The organism is Amycolatopsis sp. SB7-3 (genome assembly GCF_041021335.1).
GTDB classification, from domain to species: Bacteria; Actinomycetota; Actinomycetes; order Mycobacteriales; family Pseudonocardiaceae; genus Amycolatopsis; species Amycolatopsis japonica.
The window spans coordinates 2390343-2404824 of sequence record NZ_JBFPJQ010000001.1 but is presented as its reverse complement, the minus strand read 5'-3'; the positions used below and the strand labels follow the sequence as shown (position 1 = coordinate 2404824).

Genomic DNA, 14482 nt, shown 5'->3' with positions numbered 1-14482 from the left:
CTACGCTCAAGGTAGGGAAGGAGGCCTTCACGGCGTTCCCAGGTAAGCCAGGACCGCCAGGACCCGGCGGTTCGTGTCGTCCGAGGCGACGATGCCGAGTTTCGCGAAGATGTTCGCGGTGTGCTTCCCCACCGCGCCTTCGCTGAAGTGCAGCCGCGAAGCGATGGCGGCGTTGGAACAGCCTTCGGCCATCAAGCCGAGTACCTCGCGTTCGCGCGGGGTCAGCGCCGCGAGGGGGTCGGATGCGTTGCCCGCCACCAGTTTCGCGATCACTTCGGGATCCATCGCGGTGCCGCCGTCCGCCACCCGCCGCACCGCGTCGATGAACTGGTCCGCGTTGAAGACCCTGTCCTTCAACAGATAGCCGATCGCGCCTGCCCCGTCGGCCAGGAGTTCCCGCGCGTAGAGCTGCTCGACATGTTGCGACAGAACGAGAATCGGCAGCCCCGGGATGTCGCGCCGGACGGCCAGCGAAACCTGGAGTCCTTCGTCGGTGAGCGTCGGCGGCATCCGGACGTCGACGACCGAAACGTCGGGCCGGTGCGTGCGCAGCGCCCGCTCCAGTTCCGGACCGGTGCCCACCGCCTCGACGACGTCGAAACCGTGCGCGGTCAGCAAATGCGTCAAGCCGTCTCGGAGGAGGTATTGGTCCTCGGCGACGACGCATCGGGGTCGAGCTGGCACGGGATCTCCATGATCGCCTTCGTCGGCCCGCCGAGCGGGCTGGTCAGAGCAAAAGTACCGTCGAAGGCGCCCAGTCTGCGTTCGATCCCGCGAATCCCGCTTCCCCGGGCCGCGTTCGCGCCGCCCTTACCGTCGTCGGTCACTTCGATCCGCAACAAACCGTCGTCGTAACCCAGTTCGATCGACACTCGCCGCGCCTCACCGTGTTTCGCGGCGTTGCCCAGCAACTCGCTGACCGCGAAGTACGCGCACGCCTCCGCGGGCTGCTCCAACCGGGGCAGGGTGCCGTTCACCGAAGCCCGCAGCGGACTGTCGAGCGCCATCGCGCGTACCGCGTCACCGAGCCCGCGCTCGGACAACACCGGCGGGTGAATCCCGCGCACCAGCAGCCGCAACTCGGTCAGCGTCTCGGACGACGTCTGCCGCAGTTCGGCGGCCAGCCGTTTCGCGGCGGCCGGGTCGCTGTCGATCAGCGCTTCGACCGCGCCCAGCTTCATGCCCATCGCGACCAGCCGCGACTGGACGCCGTCGTGCAGATCCCGCTCGATACGCCGCAGCTCGGCGGCCTGCGCGACCGACGCGTCGGTCCGTGTCTGCTTCAACCGCTCGACACGCTGCCCCAGCCGCGAAGCTTCTGTCGGACCGAGAAGCACCTTCGCGAAGCGCGCTCCCAGACGGGCGAGCCAGGGTGTCAGGACCAGCCCGGCGGCGGAGGCTGCCAGGGCCACCGGCGTCAGCGCGAGCGCTTGCCCGAACGGCCGCCAGATCCACAGCGCCACCACACCCCAGAGACCGCCGAACACCAGCGCCGCCGTCGGCACCACCATCAGCAGCAGGACCACGGAGTTGACCGCCGCGGCCGCCAGGTCACGCCAGGTGGCGCGGTCGGATATCGCCCAGCGCAACCGCGCGAGGCGCGCCGGCCACCACGGCGTGTCGTACAGCTGCCGTCCGTACCGGTACATCCCGTCCGCCCGCGGCACGGGAAACGGCGGCTCCGGCAGATACGGCCGGTCGATCCGCACGCCGGTCCAGTTCTTGGCCTCGCGGCGCAGGGTGTCGGTCACCGAACGACCGGCGACGACCATCGCCGGGAACAGCGGCGCCGGCCAGATCAGGGTGAGCAGCGTCGGGATCGCCATTCCGAGCTGCGCGACGGAAAGCGCGAACAGCCCCAGCTGGAAACCGAGCGCCTTCAGCCTCGTCTTGAGCCAGCCGTCGCCGGTGCGGGCCGGACGAGGCCCGAGCCACCAGCGCGTCCACTTCCCGTACAGGCGAAGCGCGCGCGGCCCGGCCACCAGGACCGCGGGCACGAGTATCAGACCGGCCAGCGGATTCCACAGCTGCCAGCCGAGATCGCGTCCGGTCGCCGGATCGTCGGAGATCCACTCGAACCTTTTGGTCCACTTGATGAACCACGACCGCTTGAACAGGCTGTTCCCGTCGCGGTACCAGCCGTCGCGCTCACGTTCCGGTTCGGGCGGCGCCGGCCGATAGGGCGGCTCGACCTCGACCCCGCACCAGCGTCCGGCCAGACGCCGGGTGAGCGCGGCACGCGGACGCGTCCCTTCGAGCGCGAGCGTGTAGGCGAAGACCAGGCCGACACAGAGCAGGCAGAAACCCACCAGTTCGAGCAGCAGGTCCAGCCAGCTCACCAGCGCCAAGGCCGCGAGCACGAAGCCCCGGCGCACGGAGGTGAGATAGGTGCGGATCATGCGACGAAGTCTTCCCCACCGCCCCGGCCCGGCACAGTGACCGCAGGCCCCCGATCAGGGTGGGTCCAGCCCCACCCCAGCTGTGGGTTCAGCGCCATTCTGGCCAAGTCCGTTGCGCCATAACGTTTTTCGCATGCCAATCATCGAAGTCACCAACCTCCGCAAGACGTACGGGGAGCACGTCGCGGTCGACGACGTTTCGTTCCACGTGGAACAAGGCGAGATCTTCGGGATCCTGGGGACCAACGGCGCCGGCAAGACCACCACGGTCGAATGCCTCCAGGGACTGCGTACGCCGGACTCGGGCTCCATGTCGGTCCTCGGTCTCGACCCGGGCAAGGACCACGCCGCCCTGCGGCAGCGCCTCGGCTCGCAGCTCCAGGAAAGCCGCCTGCCCGACAAGATCAAGGTCCACGAGGCGCTCGACCTCTACGCCTCCTTCTACGCGAACCCCGCCGACACCGGCGACCTGCTCGCGAAGCTCGGTCTCACCGGGCAGCGGGACAAGTACTTCGGCAAGCTTTCCGGCGGCCAGAAGCAGCGCGTCTCGATCGCGCTCGCGCTGGTCGGCCGCCCCGAGGTCGCCGTCCTCGACGAACTGACCACCGGACTGGACCCGCACGCCCGCCGCGACACCTGGAAGCTCGTCGAGGCCGTACGCGACACCGGCGTCACCGTCCTGCTCGTCACGCATTTCATGGACGAGGCCGAACGCCTTTGCGATCGCCTCGCGATCTTCGACGCCGGACGCGTGGTCGCCACCGGCACCCCGGCCGAACTCCGTGACCGCGCCGGTAAATCCACTTTGGACGAAGCCTTCGTGACCCTGACCGGCCGCGACTGAGCAAGGAGACGACCAATGAACACACTCGCCAAGATCACCCTCACCGAAACGAAACTCGCCCTCCGCACGCCTGGTTTCGTCATCGGCGGACTCGTCCTGCCGACGGCCATCACGGCCATCCTCGGTGCCATTCCCGCCATTCGCGCGGACAGCGGAACAGCGACGGGCATGCGCTTCCTCGACGCCTGGGTGCCGTCGATGGTGGTGCTCACCATCGCCATGATGGGCCTGCAAGCGATCCCCGGGATCATCGCGACTTACCGCGAACAGGGCATCCTCCGCCGCTTCGCCACCACGCCGGTGCACCCGGCACAGTTACTGGTGGCGCAGCTGATCATCAACGTCACCGTGACCATCGGCGGGGTCGGCATCCTCCTCCTGACGGCGGGCGTCGTCTTCGACGTCCCCACCCCGCGTCACCCGCTCGGCTTCCTGCTGACGTTCGTCCTCGGCACGACCGCGATCTTCGGGCTCGGCCTGATCGCCGCCTCGGTCGCCAAGACCAGCCGCGCCGCGAGCGGGATCGCGTTGATCGCCTACCTCCCGATCATGTTCCTCGGCGGCGTCTACCTGCCGCGTCCCCTGCTCCCGGAGGCCATCCGCGACATCGGCGCGTACATCCCGCCGGGCGTCAAAGCCCTCGAAGACGCGTGGACCGGCGCCGGCGCGCAACCGCTGCAACTCGCCGTACTGGCGGCTTTCGCGGTGGGCAGTTGTGTCTTGGCGGCGAAGCTCTTTCGCTGGGAGTGACGACGGCTTCCGCCAAAGTGGTGATGATGATCGTTTTCTCTTGTGGCTCGGGCCGCGGGTGGGTAGTCAGGTAGATGGCCCACGTTCACCGTGTCTCTCTCGGAGGTTCGATGTCTCTGGATGTATCGCCCGCGCTGCTGGAGAAGGCCGAGCGCGGGGAGGTCTCCGACGCCGAATTCGTCGCCTGTGTCCGGGAGTCCCTGCCCTACGCCTGGAACGTGATCACCGGTGTCATCGCGGAGGCCGAGGGCGCGGCCGACGGGTTCGCCGACAACGAGACGCCGCCGCCGAGCGAGGCCGAACGCGGTCAGCTGCTGCGGGCGCTGGCCTCGGACGCCATCCGCGGCGGTCTGGAACGACACTTCGGCGTGAAGCTGGCGTTCCAGAACTGCCACCGCGTCGCCGTGTTCAAGAAGTCCCAAGTGGACAGTGACCGCTACCGCGCGTTCGTCTCCGTCCGCGGCCAGCTGCTGAACCAGAGCCCGGAACTGCGCGACTGCTAGCCGCGACGCAGCGCGGGTAGCACTTCTTCCCCGATCCGCGCGATGTTCTCGAGTGTTCCCTCCGGCGTACCGGACGCTTCCACCATCATGATCACGTGGGAGACCCCGGTACGCCGGATGCTCGTCCCCAGCCTGTCGACGCAGTACTCCACGCCGCCGATCGGGTGCATCTCGCACAGCCGGTCGGTATAGGCCACCGGATCCTTGTCCAGGCCCCGTTTGCCGTCGAGGTACACGTGCCCGGCGAAGCCCTCTTTCAGGGAACCCGGCAACGCGGACCGCACGACGTCCAGCGCGTCGTCCCCGACCTGGCACATCACCGTCGACACGTGCTCGGCGGCGGAATCCCCGTACGCGGCAAGGGTTTCGATTTTGCCGTCGTCGTCGGTGTGCAGCCCGAGCAACATCGGCAGCCCACGATCGGCGGCGAGCCGCACCGCCCGCGAGCCGGCGTCCCCGCAGGCCACGACCAACCGTGGGTCGCGTTCCGGCCGCGGCACCATCGGCACCTCGCGGAACTTGAAGTGCTCGCCGTCGGCCGAGACCGTCTTCGACGTCATCGCCGCGAGCATCAGGTCGAGGCTCTCCTCGAATCCCGTTTCGTAGCGCGAAGCACCGGTGCCGAACACCTCGAGGTCCTGCCACGGCCCGCCGCGGCCGACGCCGATCCGCAGCCGTCCGCCGGAAACGGCGTCGAGCAGCGACCACTGTTCGGCGAGCGCCACCGGATGCGCGACGGACAGCACGCTCACCGCGGTGCCGACGGCGATCCGCTCGGTGCGGCCGAGCACGTGCGCGGCGAGGGTGATCGCGGACGGGCAGACGCCGTACGGCATGAAGTGGTGCTCGGCGAACCACACGTCGTCGAATCCGGCCCGCTCCGCGGCGATGGCGGCGTCGACCGACCGGCGCAGCACCTCGGCGTCCTCCTGGCCGGGAAACCGGCCGGAGACGAGAAAGACTCCGAATCGCACGCTTACTGAACCGAAACCTCGTTGAACCACAGGCGCGGTTCCAGCCACGGGAAGACGACGAACATCAGCAGCGCCACGATCCCGAGCGCCAGCACGACCGCCGTCGCCAGTTTCACCGCGAAGGGGCCCGGCAGCCTGCGCCAGATCCAGCCGTACATCAGCGCGCCTCCGAGATCTTGGGCAGGAGTTCGGCGTAGGAGCCGACCTGGTTCTTCGGCACCTGCTGGGCCAGCACCGCGTGGATGATGAGCCGTTCCTTCGCCGAGAACTGCGGGTGACACGTCGTCAGCGTGAGCAGCGAGACCTGATCGGCCTTCGGCAGGATCTCCGGATCCTTGTACGGCACCGGGTTCACCGTGTCGCCCTTGGTCGGGAACACGATACGGCGGCCGTTGGTCTCGCCGTAGGGCCCGCCGTCGGCGGCGTTCGGGTTGCGCAGGGTTCCGACGTTCTTGCACTTCGGCTGCGCGCCCTTGCCCTCCGCCCAGCCTTCGACCTCGTCCTTGTACGGCAGCACCTTGTAGATGTAGAAGTCGGTCTGCGTCTCGATGACGATCTGGTCGCAGGAGCTGAGGTTGTCCAGGTCGTTGAACGGCGCGCCCTTGCCGACGCGGTGCCCGGCGACGGCGAAGTTGCCCGGTTCGCCCGGCAGCGCGGTGCCCTTGTAGTGGCCGGGGCCGACTTCGAGCGCGGCCTCGGTGGTGCCTTCCTGGATGGTGAAGTTGAAGTCGGCGCCGAACACCGGGATGTGGATCCTGGCGAACGCCTTCCCGTCGACCAGTTCCGGATGCAGCTGCCGATCCTTGCCCCACTCGCCGTCCAGCTCGGAACTGGCCTCGGACTGTTTGCCCGCGGAGAACAGGTCGGTCACGTAGACCTCGTAGACCATGAACAGCAGCACCACCAGGCCGGCGGTGATGAGGAGTTCGCCGACGGTCCGGATGGCGACGCCGCCCTTGCCCAGCTCGCGCGGCGGCGGACGTTCCTCGGTCGCGGTGCCCCCGCCGACCGGTTCGAAGATGACGGTCTCCTCGGTCGACCCCGGCGGCGGCATGGGACGACGGCGCGGCGGTGGCGCCTCGCTCCGGCGGCGCGGCGGAGGACCTTCGTATGCCCTGCCGTCCTGAGGCCTCCTTCGAGGCGCCTCTCCGGGCGCACGACGCGGCGGGATTGCGTCCTCCGGCCTACGCTGGGGGGCCGGACGGCCTCCGCCGGGTGGTCGTTCGGAGTACCGCCGACGGTCCCCGCCCGGCTCTTCCCGCTCAGCCACGCAAAGCTCCTCAGTCTCGAACCAAACCGCTGCCGAACCGTCTGTGACACCATTGTCACAGTGCGGGAAATCGACCGGTCCCGGACGGTGCCCAGCGGCGCTCGTTTACGTTAACGTGTGCACGTGGCGCTGGTTGCGCACCCGAAAGCGGGTCATCGCCACCAGGGAAGCCGAACAGTACGCGAGGAACACGATGCCGAAGTCCAAGGTCCGCAAGAAGACGGCGTACACCCCGCCGACCGATCGCCGCACGCCGGTGAAGGTCAAGGCCGCGGGCCCGTCGAACCTGTTCTACAAGATCGTGATGTTCGGCCTCATGCTGGTCGGCCTGTTGTGGCTGGTCGTCAACTACATCGCGGGCGACAAGATCCCCTTCATGGCGGATCTGGGCAACACGAACTTCGCCATCGGTTTCGTGCTGATGATCGCCGGTTTGCTCATGACGATGCGGTGGCGGTGAGCATTACCCCGGATGGCGGCTTGACGCCGAATTACACCGGTGTGACTCATCCCCAGTGTGGATAACCCCTGTGGATAACTACCCCACCTCGTGGGCGCCGCAGCGGAACGTTGTGGTAGTGGCCTGGGTGCTCACCCTGTTGCTGCTGGCAGGCGTGCTGTGGCTGGCCATCGGCGGCGACGTCGGCGGCACCGTCCTGACCGGGGTCGCGATGTTGTCCGTCGGGGCGCTCGCGCTGCACGGCACCCTGCTCCGTCCCCGGCTGGCGGCAGGCCCCGGTGGACTCCTGGCCAGGACCGTGGGCGGTGCGCACCGCTACTCCTGGACCGAAGCCCGGCTCCGGCTTCGCACCACGCGACGGCTCGGCCGGGACAGCCTGACCCTGGAGGTCGAATCCGGCGATCACCTGCTGGTGTTCGGCCGGATCGACCTCGGTGAGGACCCCCGCGACGTGCTGGACGTCCTCACCGCCCTCAAGGGTCAGGCGTTGTCGTAGTAGTGGACGTCGCCGTTCGGGCCGTGTGACCAGCCCGGGACGGCCGGGCCGACCGCGGGCGGCGCGTATTCCCCGAAGATCTCGTACGGCGAGGCCGGCGAGCAGATCGGGTTGATCTTGACGACGCAGTTCCGCAAAGACCCGCTGAACTTCGCTTTGACGTGCCGGGGCCGCTGGTCTTCCACCACCGCCGGACCCGCCGTGATCTCCCAGCCGGTGGCCGCGCCCGGCCCCGTCGTACCGACCGTCTGCGTGGCCGCCGAGGACGTCACGCCGGGATCGCCGAAGCAGATTTTCAACGCCGAATCGACGTAGGCGACACGGAGTGTGATGGTGCTGCCCGAGCCGAGGAAATAGCGTTTGGTGTAGGTCTGGCAGGTCTCGGCGGCTTGCCCGGCCTGTGCGACCGCGGGTGCCGATACCGAAGCCAGCACGGCGACGGCGGCGAGAGCTGCTGCTTTCCGGATCTTCATCTCAACCCCCAAGTTGACGATGCACATGATCAACTCGAAGGTACCCAGCCCGGCTGCTTCTCGATCGGGTTTTCGGATGACCCACTTGGGGGAAGTACGGCTACTCCGGGTAGCAGGCGTAGGAGGGCACACCCCGGCTGGTGGTGAGCTCACACGTCGCCGAAATCGTCTGCGCGTCCTTCCAGACGACGAGCCCGATCATCGCCACCACGACGATCGCGATTCCGCCGAGCTGCCATTTCAGCCGGTTCTTGTCCGGCGCGTACAGCAGCGCGAAGGTGGCCAGGAGGCCCGCGACGAACCCGCCGGCGTGCCCGAGGATCGAAATGCCGGGCACCTGGAAGGTGATGAAGACGTTCAGACCCAGGATCACCAGCAGCCACGTCGGGTTGAGCCGCAGCTTGATGACGATGACCGTGTACGCGCCGATGAGCCCGAAGATGGCGCCGGACGCGCCGACCACGGGGACGGCGTCCAGGTCGCTGAAGACCAGGTTCGCGGCCGAGCCGCCGAGCAGGGAGACGAAGTAGAGCACCGTGAACGGGACGCGGCCGAGCGCGGTCTCCAGCGGGCGCCCCACGAACCACAGAGAGAACGCGTTGCTCGCGATGTGCAGCAGGCCGTACTGGAGGAAGCCCGAAGTGAGGATCCGCCACCATTCGTCGCCTGCCAACGTCGCGGGATTCCACAGCTGGCCGTACTGGAACAGCTCGGAGAAGTTGTTGTTCGCGAGGCTGCCGGACTGGACGACCGTGATGAGGAAGACGATGACGTTCAGCGCCAGGAGGACCGGCGTCACGACAGCCGTCCGGGCGGGCTGGGCGCCCGCGAGGGTGCGCGAGCCGTAGCCGGCGTCGCGGTACTGCTTCTGCTGAGCGCGATCCTGTTGCCGACCGGCCTGGACGCAGTCCGTGCACTGGAAGCCCACGGCGGCTTCGCGCAGGCAATCCGGGCAGGCCGGACGCTCGCAGCGTGCACAGCTCAGCCCGGTCGGCCGGTTCGGGTGCCACCAGCAGCCGGGCATGGCGGCCTGCTGGTACTGGGGATTCGGTGGTTGGCTCACGATGCCACCAACCTACCGAAATCCCCGGTAACCGGCTCTGCGATCAGCGGCTGATGCTGACCTTCTCGATGACGATGTCCTGCAGCGGACGGTCGGCCGGACCGGTCGCCGTGCGGCCGATCGCGTCGACGACGTCGCGGGAAGCCTGGTCCGCGACCTCACCGAAGATGGTGTGCTTGAAGTTCAGGTGCGTCGTCGGCGCGACGGTGATGAAGAACTGCGAGCCGTTGGTGCCGGGTCCGGCGTTGGCCATGGCCAGCAGGTACGGCTTGGAGAACTGGAGCTCCGGGTGGAACTCGTCGCCGAACTTGTAGCCGGGGCCGCCGCGGCCGGTGCCGGTCGGGTCGCCGCCCTGCAGCATGAAGCCGTCGATGACGCGGTGGAAGATCGACCCGTCGTAGAACGGGCCCGAGTTCGTTCCCTGCGCGTTGGGCTGGGTGTACTCCTTGCTGCCCTCGGCGAGCCCGACGAAGTTCGCGACCGTCTTCGGCGCGTGGTCGGGGAACAGGTTCAGGTTGATGTCACCCTGGTTGGTGTGCAGAGTGGCCTTCAGCGCGCCACCAATGAGGGATCCCTTGCTTTCAGTCACGAGCTTCATCGTGCCATCTGCGGCAAGATCTGGGGAAAAGGGGCACGATAGGTTACAAGCAACGAAGCAGAATCAAAACGATTGATGAGGTGAAGGCCATGACCCGGGCCGCAGATTCGGTGAGCGAGTCGGCGAAGGCCGGCGCGCTCGGCCTGCGCAAACGTGCTGTCGAGGCGGGTAAGGAAGCCACCGCCCACGCCGTCGAGGTAGCCGAGCAGAAGCTCTCCGAGAGCGCCGGTGAGATCGCTAAGACCAGCCGTCGCGCGCGCAAGAAGCTCGCGAAGAAGACGGAACTGACCCGCAAGGAGCTCAAGCGGAGCTCGAAGGCGGCTCGTAAAGAGGCGCTGGCCAGGCTTTCCGAGATGCGGAAGCCGGGCCGCAAGGCACGCAAGGCCGCCATCCAGGCCGCGAAGTCCGCCGGTGAGTCCAAGCGCCGGGGCAAGAAGGACTTCAAGGCGGCGAAGAAGGACTTCAAGGCCGCGCTCGTCGAGGCGAAGTCCGCCGCCAAGGGGACGCGCAAGCGTCGTCGCTGGCCGTGGGTGATCGGTATCGCCGTCGTCGGCGCCGGTGCCGCGTACGCCCTGCGTTCCAAGCAGGAGCCGCCGGTCGCGCCCGCGCCGCCGAAGGCTCCGCCCGCTCCTCCCGCCAAGCCCGCCGCTCCGGCCGCGGCCGCTCCGAAACCGGCACAGCCGGCGAAGCCCGCCGCTCCGGCGAAGCCCGCCGCGTCCGGTCCGGCTCCGGCCAAGCCCGCGGCTCCGAAGAACGGGCACCAGGCTTCGAACGCGGGCTCCGCCGACAAGAAGAACTGACGCCTCACCCTTTTCTGCTTGTCGCGAAGGGCCGCCCAGGACCGCTTCTCCGGTCCCGGGCGGCCCTTTCACGTCTTGGTGACGGGGACGGTGCGGGTGAGCGTGTGTCCCCGGCGCATCCGGCCGTCGGGGGTGAACTCGCCGAAGAAGTACACCTCGATCGTGAGGTCCCTCTTGCGGTTCGTCACGTACAAGGTGCTCCGGGCGGCGATCCGGTCCCCGCCCGCCACCGCTTCGTGCACCTCCCATCGCGCGGTGGGCCGGTTCTTGCGGACCGGGCGGGCGTGCGCGATGAGGTTGTCCCGGTCCATCCGGTGGCCGTCGGCGATCTGCACGATGTCCGGCGTGTGATAGCGGTCGACGATCACTCCCGCGTCCTCGTCGCTGTTCACCAGGTCGTCGTGGAAGGACAGGTGGAAATCCGCGATGAACTTCTTCGGGTCCGTGCCGTGGAAAGGCGCCATGGTCGCTCCCAGCCTCGCGAAACATCTCTTACAGGCTGTAAGATATCCACGACCGATCAAATCTGACAAGGTGTAAGAGATGCCTCGACCCTCGGCACGGAACCAGCGCTCCGACGCACAGCGCAGCAGGGCTTCGATCCTGGACGCGGCACTCCGGACCCTCGGCGCCGATCCCGACGCCGGCGTCGAAGCCATCGCCACCACCGCGGGCGTGACCCGTCAGACGGTCTACGCCCATTTCCCTTCACGAGGGGAACTGCTGGCCGCGGTACTCGACCGCATCACCGAGGAGGCCGTCGCCGCGATGGACGCCGCGGACCTCGACGACGGCCCGGCCACCGAGGCGCTGGTGCGGCTGATCGAAGCCGGCCGGCGCACGTCCGGGCGGTACCCGGCCTTGCTCCGGAAGATCACTTCCCTGCCCGCGAGCCCGGACGACGACCAGCGGCGTCACTCACCGGTCGCCGAGCGGCTCGAACGCGTCATCCGGCGGGGCAAGGAGACGGGCGAGTTCGACGATCGGCTGCCGACGGGCTGGCTGGTGGCGGTCACGGTGAAACTCGGCCACGCCTTCGGCGAGGAGGTCGACTCCGGCCGGATGTCCGCCGACGAGGCCGCGGACGCGCTGCACACGAGTCTGCTGCGGGTACTCGGCGCGACACCGTGAACATGACGAAGGGGCGCCCTCCGCTCTCAACGGAAACGTTGAAAGCGAACGACGCCCCTTGGCGCGTTTACGTCAAGCGCGATCAGGCAGACGCAGCGTGCTTGTCGATCAGCTGGCCGAGGCGGGGAAGGGCCTCCTCGACGTTCTTCTTGCCGTTCGGGCGCAGCTTCGAGTACACCTTCTTGATGCTGTCGCGGCTGCTCTTCTCGGCGCGCGCGTCGGTGACCGACAGGAGCGCGTCCGAGGCCTCGTCGCTGCGGCCGACCAGGTAGGCACCGAAGTCGTTGCCGCCCTTGGCCTTGTAGTCACCGTAGAACGGCTCGAGCGCACCGGTGAAGTCGTCGAGCAGGGTGTCGACGGCGGCGGGGATGATGCCCGGCTTGATCTTCTTGACGGCGGCGAAGCCGGTCTTCACGACGGCACCCGAAACGCCGCCCTTGTCCGAGACCTCGGCGTCGACGAGGCCTTCGAAGTCGCTCACGACCGCCGGGCGACGGCTGGAGTCGAGCAAGATTTCCTTGAGGGTGTCAGCCACGAAACCTGTCCTTTTGTCTTATGGGGAGAAATGATCTTTTGTGCCGCCGAGCCACACCGCAAGGCGGCCTCCGCCGGATCTGGCGCCCGCGCTGGTCCCGCGAAACCTCGCGCGTGCGGCACAGGGTAGTACAAGATCAACTTCACTCTGACGTGTGGATACCACTACCTAGAGCTTCAGCTCGCCGATAGCCTCCTTCGCCACCGTACGTGCCTTGATGCTCTGCTTCTGGTTGGTGGTCACGACTACCGCGTTCCCGCCTTTCGCGACGGCGTAAACGGCGCCTTCGCCCGAGGGTTGGTAGCCGCCCTTCCAGCCCGCCGGTTCGTCGGCGGGATTGGAGGTGTCGATGGGCGCCGCCTGATCCACCAGCGCCTTCGCCACGGCGGGTTCCCCGACGTACACGCGCACGGTGAGCTGCAGTTTCCCGCTGAGCGCGTAGAAGAAACACGTCGGGTGCGGCTGGTCGGCCGAGGTCTTGACCTTGGAGACCTTCTGCCCGTTGGCGTCCGAGACGAACTCGTTGTCGAGGTACGGGCACGGGCCCTTGCCGGTGGGTTCCGGGGCGGGCGGGATGCTGGGCGCCGGGGTGTTCGAGGGCGCGGGCGAACTCGCCGCGGGCGGCGGCTGTTCCGTCGGCCCGCAGGCCGCCAGCAGCGGCACGACGAGCGGCAAGATCAGAAGACGTCGCATAGTGGCGTCCAGTGAAGCAGATCGCCGTTCGTGCGACGATGGCCGTGCGCGAGGAGTCTTCGGGAGGCGTCAGTGCTCAGCAAGGAGCAGTACCTGGGTGCGGTGGCAGAGCGCATCCAGCGCAGCGGGGGCAGGCTGAACACGGTCCAGATCGGCCCGAGCGCCGCCGTCGTCGGCCTGTTCACCGAGTCCGTGATGATGTCGACGATGAACTACTGCGTGGTCGCCGCGGCGATCCCGGAGGTGACGGCGCCCGCGTTGTACGACTTCACCGGGCTGGCGACGCAGCACGCGCGCGCGAACGTGATGGGCACGGTCGGCTGGACGGCCGCTTCGGTGGTCATCGCCGGGTTGATCGGCGACCGCGTGTACCCGGACGCCGCGCAGGCCGCGTCGGCGAAATCCGGCAACCAGTTCGGCGGCGAGACGCGCATGGTGGCCGTCGACGTTTCGGCGGCGCAGATGTACGCGTTCGTCGGCGGGAAGCTGTGGGGCGCGGCGGTACAGGGTTCGGTCAACGCGAAGCTGACCTTCTGTTTCCCGCAGCCCGCCGAGGTCTATCAGCAGGTGCAGTGGGCGCAGTCGCAGGGCCAGCAGCCGCCGATGCCGCCAGGACCGCCCATGCCTCCCCCAGGACAGCAGCCGCCGCCCGGCTGGCAGCCGCAGCAGCCGCCACCGCCGCAGTACCCGGTCGGGCCGCCGCCCGCGCAGGGTCCGCCGCCGGGTCAGCATCCGCCGCACTATCCGCCGCCCGCGCCCGGCTACCCGCCGCAGCGCCCGCCGGGGTACTGATGGATCGCACGTTGCGCGGCTGGCCTTCGTTCCCCGAAGAACTCCCGGAGTTCGACACCGAGGCCACCCCCGCGAACCCTCGCGAGCTTTTCCTTGAATGGCTCAACGAGGCGGGGGAACACGTCTTGGCGCCGCACGCCGTCACTCTGTCCACAGTGGACGCCGATGGAGTGCCGGACGCACGCGTCGTGATCCTCAAGGACGTCGACGGCGACACCTGGGCGGTCGCGACGAGCTCCGAAAGCCCGAAAGGTGCTCAGCTGGCGAAGAATCCGTTCGCCGCGCTGACTTTCTTCTGGCCGGGACGAGGCAGGCAGGTCCGCCTGCGCGGCCCGGTCGCCGTCGCCGATCCCGAGGTGTCCGCGGCGGATTTCACCGCCCGGCCGCCGGCGTCCCGGGTGGAGGCGTTCATCGGCAGGCAGTCCCAGGTGCTCGACGATCCGGCCGATCTCGACCGCGCGGCCGCGGAAGCGGAGCGGTGGGTCGAGGAGAATCCCGGCGTGGCACCGGAAACCTGGACCCGCTATCTGGTGACGCCGTCCGAAGTGGAGTTCTGGCAGGCGAGCCACGACCGGCGGCATCGGCGGCTCCGCTACCGGCGTGCGGACGGGACCTGGCACAAAGAACGTCTCTGGCCGTAAACGGTAACTGGGAACGACGATCGTCGGGTTGTCGTGGACGATTCACTTCGGCGACGGTGA

At 68.3% G+C, this 14482-nt stretch carries 20 protein-coding genes; 9 read left to right on the top strand and 11 right to left on the bottom strand.

The features are described 5' to 3' along the window. Positions 1-27: 27 nt before the first annotated feature. On the bottom strand, positions 28-684 hold the full coding sequence (locus AB8M46_RS11765; RefSeq protein ID WP_037333928.1) for a response regulator transcription factor: 657 nt from the start codon (positions 682-684) through the stop codon (positions 28-30). Then, a complete protein-coding gene (locus AB8M46_RS11760; protein ID WP_394360266.1) occupies positions 624-2399 on the bottom strand; it encodes a sensor histidine kinase in 1776 nt (591 codons plus the stop codon). Before AB8M46_RS11760 ends, AB8M46_RS11765 begins: the two co-directional genes overlap by 61 nt. Positions 2400-2532: 133 nt before the next feature. Here AB8M46_RS11760 and AB8M46_RS11755 point away from each other — a divergent pair, with 133 nt between their 5' ends. From AB8M46_RS11755 to AB8M46_RS11745, 3 genes are all read left to right on the top strand, one after another. Continuing rightward, a complete protein-coding gene (locus AB8M46_RS11755; RefSeq protein ID WP_125731402.1) occupies positions 2533-3243 on the top strand; it encodes an ABC transporter ATP-binding protein in 711 nt (236 codons plus the stop codon). A gap of 15 nt (positions 3244-3258) precedes the next feature. Further along, positions 3259-3993, top strand: a complete 735-nt coding sequence (locus tag AB8M46_RS11750) for an ABC transporter permease (RefSeq protein WP_394360265.1) — start codon at positions 3259-3261, stop codon at positions 3991-3993. A gap of 110 nt (positions 3994-4103) precedes the next feature. Beyond that, positions 4104-4496, top strand: coding sequence for an SCO5389 family protein (locus AB8M46_RS11745; protein WP_394360264.1), 393 nt, complete (start codon positions 4104-4106; stop codon positions 4494-4496). Here the strand turns inward: AB8M46_RS11745 and AB8M46_RS11740 are convergent. The 3 genes from AB8M46_RS11740 to AB8M46_RS11730 are packed head-to-tail and all read right to left on the bottom strand — an operon-like array spanning position 4493 to position 6524. Beyond that, on the bottom strand, positions 4493-5470 hold the full coding sequence (locus AB8M46_RS11740; RefSeq protein WP_037333938.1) for an LLM class flavin-dependent oxidoreductase: 978 nt from the start codon (positions 5468-5470) through the stop codon (positions 4493-4495). The two genes, AB8M46_RS11745 and AB8M46_RS11740, sit on opposite strands and share 4 nt — an antisense overlap. Before the next feature lie 2 nt (positions 5471-5472). Beyond that, positions 5473-5628, bottom strand: coding sequence for a hypothetical protein (locus AB8M46_RS11735; RefSeq protein ID WP_125731397.1), 156 nt, complete (start codon positions 5626-5628; stop codon positions 5473-5475). Then, positions 5628-6524 carry a class E sortase gene (locus AB8M46_RS11730; RefSeq protein WP_378424792.1) on the bottom strand — a complete coding sequence of 299 codons (897 nt, stop codon included), beginning with the start codon at positions 6522-6524 and terminating at the stop codon, positions 5628-5630. Before AB8M46_RS11730 ends, AB8M46_RS11735 begins: the two co-directional genes overlap by 1 nt. A gap of 409 nt (positions 6525-6933) precedes the next feature. Between AB8M46_RS11730 and crgA the strand changes: the two genes are divergently transcribed. Together crgA and AB8M46_RS11720 are read left to right on the top strand one after the other, a co-directional pair. Further along, positions 6934-7200 (top strand): cell division protein CrgA, encoded by a 267-nt coding sequence (gene crgA, locus AB8M46_RS11725; RefSeq protein ID WP_037308756.1) that lies wholly within the window; start codon positions 6934-6936, stop codon positions 7198-7200. Positions 7201-7318: 118 nt separating this feature from the next. Then, entirely contained in the window at positions 7319-7696 is a 378-nt protein-coding gene (locus AB8M46_RS11720; RefSeq protein WP_051972290.1) for a PH domain-containing protein, read from the top strand. On the opposite strand, the gene AB8M46_RS11715 is transcribed toward AB8M46_RS11720, so the two are convergent. The 3 genes from AB8M46_RS11715 to AB8M46_RS11705 form a co-directional block, all read right to left on the bottom strand. Beyond that, positions 7681-8169: a hypothetical protein gene (locus AB8M46_RS11715; protein WP_016330486.1), complete on the bottom strand. Its 489-nt coding sequence runs from the start codon at positions 8167-8169 to the stop codon at positions 7681-7683. The two genes, AB8M46_RS11720 and AB8M46_RS11715, sit on opposite strands and share 16 nt — an antisense overlap. A gap of 100 nt (positions 8170-8269) precedes the next feature. Further along, positions 8270-9232: a rhomboid family intramembrane serine protease gene (locus tag AB8M46_RS11710; RefSeq protein ID WP_394360263.1), complete on the bottom strand. Its 963-nt coding sequence runs from the start codon at positions 9230-9232 to the stop codon at positions 8270-8272. A gap of 43 nt (positions 9233-9275) precedes the next feature. Further along, positions 9276-9830, bottom strand: coding sequence for a peptidylprolyl isomerase (locus tag AB8M46_RS11705; RefSeq protein ID WP_037333946.1), 555 nt, complete (start codon positions 9828-9830; stop codon positions 9276-9278). A gap of 89 nt (positions 9831-9919) precedes the next feature. Here AB8M46_RS11705 and AB8M46_RS11700 point away from each other — a divergent pair, with 89 nt between their 5' ends. Beyond that, on the top strand, positions 9920-10630 hold the full coding sequence (locus tag AB8M46_RS11700; protein ID WP_199754840.1) for a hypothetical protein: 711 nt from the start codon (positions 9920-9922) through the stop codon (positions 10628-10630). A gap of 68 nt (positions 10631-10698) precedes the next feature. Here the strand turns inward: AB8M46_RS11700 and AB8M46_RS11695 are convergent, their stop codons facing one another. Continuing rightward, complete coding sequence (locus AB8M46_RS11695) at positions 10699-11094, bottom strand: nuclear transport factor 2 family protein (RefSeq protein WP_350574188.1); 396 nt, start codon at positions 11092-11094, stop codon at positions 10699-10701. A 79-nt stretch (positions 11095-11173) separates the two neighbouring features. Between AB8M46_RS11695 and AB8M46_RS11690 the strand changes: the two genes are divergently transcribed. Next, the gene (locus tag AB8M46_RS11690) at positions 11174-11761 is read left to right on the top strand and encodes a TetR/AcrR family transcriptional regulator (protein WP_394360262.1); all 588 of its coding nucleotides are present in this window, start codon (positions 11174-11176) and stop codon (positions 11759-11761) included. 82 nt (positions 11762-11843) lie between these two features. Here AB8M46_RS11690 and AB8M46_RS11685 read toward each other — a convergent pair whose 3' ends face one another. Beyond that, positions 11844-12296, bottom strand: coding sequence for a DUF6918 family protein (locus tag AB8M46_RS11685; RefSeq protein ID WP_037333954.1), 453 nt, complete (start codon positions 12294-12296; stop codon positions 11844-11846). Positions 12297-12464: 168 nt separating this feature from the next. Then, the gene (locus AB8M46_RS11680) at positions 12465-12989 is read right to left on the bottom strand and encodes a DUF2020 domain-containing protein (RefSeq protein ID WP_394360261.1); all 525 of its coding nucleotides are present in this window, start codon (positions 12987-12989) and stop codon (positions 12465-12467) included. A 72-nt stretch (positions 12990-13061) separates the two neighbouring features. Between AB8M46_RS11680 and AB8M46_RS11675 the strand changes: the two genes are divergently transcribed. Further along, positions 13062-13781, top strand: coding sequence for a hypothetical protein (locus AB8M46_RS11675; RefSeq protein WP_034321947.1), 720 nt, complete (start codon positions 13062-13064; stop codon positions 13779-13781). Continuing rightward, on the top strand, positions 13781-14422 hold the full coding sequence (locus tag AB8M46_RS11670; RefSeq protein WP_394360260.1) for a pyridoxal 5'-phosphate synthase: 642 nt from the start codon (positions 13781-13783) through the stop codon (positions 14420-14422). The genes AB8M46_RS11675 and AB8M46_RS11670 overlap by 1 nt, the downstream gene beginning before the upstream one ends. The last annotated feature ends 60 nt before the right edge of the window (positions 14423-14482 follow it).

Bases quoted from the DNA above. Each gene is read 5' to 3' on its own strand.
- AB8M46_RS11760 (WP_394360266.1), bottom strand. From the start codon at position 2,399: ATGATCCGCACCTATCTCACCTCCGTGCGCCGGGGCTTCGTGCTCGCG.
- AB8M46_RS11755 (WP_125731402.1), top strand. From the start codon at position 2,533: ATGCCAATCATCGAAGTCACCAACCTCCGCAAGACGTACGGGGAGCAC.
- AB8M46_RS11750 (WP_394360265.1), top strand. From the start codon at position 3,259: ATGAACACACTCGCCAAGATCACCCTCACCGAAACGAAACTCGCCCTC.
- AB8M46_RS11745 (WP_394360264.1), top strand. From the start codon at position 4,104: ATGTCTCTGGATGTATCGCCCGCGCTGCTGGAGAAGGCCGAGCGCGGG.
- AB8M46_RS11735 (WP_125731397.1), bottom strand. From the start codon at position 5,628: ATGTACGGCTGGATCTGGCGCAGGCTGCCGGGCCCCTTCGCGGTGAAA.
- AB8M46_RS11730 (WP_378424792.1), bottom strand. From the start codon at position 6,524: ATGCCGCCGCCGGGGTCGACCGAGGAGACCGTCATCTTCGAACCGGTC.
- crgA (WP_037308756.1), top strand. From the start codon at position 6,934: ATGCCGAAGTCCAAGGTCCGCAAGAAGACGGCGTACACCCCGCCGACC.
- AB8M46_RS11715 (WP_016330486.1), bottom strand. From the start codon at position 8,169: ATGAAGATCCGGAAAGCAGCAGCTCTCGCCGCCGTCGCCGTGCTGGCT.
- AB8M46_RS11705 (WP_037333946.1), bottom strand. From the start codon at position 9,830: ATGAAGCTCGTGACTGAAAGCAAGGGATCCCTCATTGGTGGCGCGCTG.
- AB8M46_RS11700 (WP_199754840.1), top strand. From the start codon at position 9,920: ATGACCCGGGCCGCAGATTCGGTGAGCGAGTCGGCGAAGGCCGGCGCG.
- AB8M46_RS11695 (WP_350574188.1), bottom strand. From the start codon at position 11,094: ATGGCGCCTTTCCACGGCACGGACCCGAAGAAGTTCATCGCGGATTTC.
- AB8M46_RS11690 (WP_394360262.1), top strand. From the start codon at position 11,174: ATGCCTCGACCCTCGGCACGGAACCAGCGCTCCGACGCACAGCGCAGC.
- AB8M46_RS11680 (WP_394360261.1), bottom strand. From the start codon at position 12,989: ATGCGACGTCTTCTGATCTTGCCGCTCGTCGTGCCGCTGCTGGCGGCC.
- AB8M46_RS11670 (WP_394360260.1), top strand. From the start codon at position 13,781: ATGGATCGCACGTTGCGCGGCTGGCCTTCGTTCCCCGAAGAACTCCCG.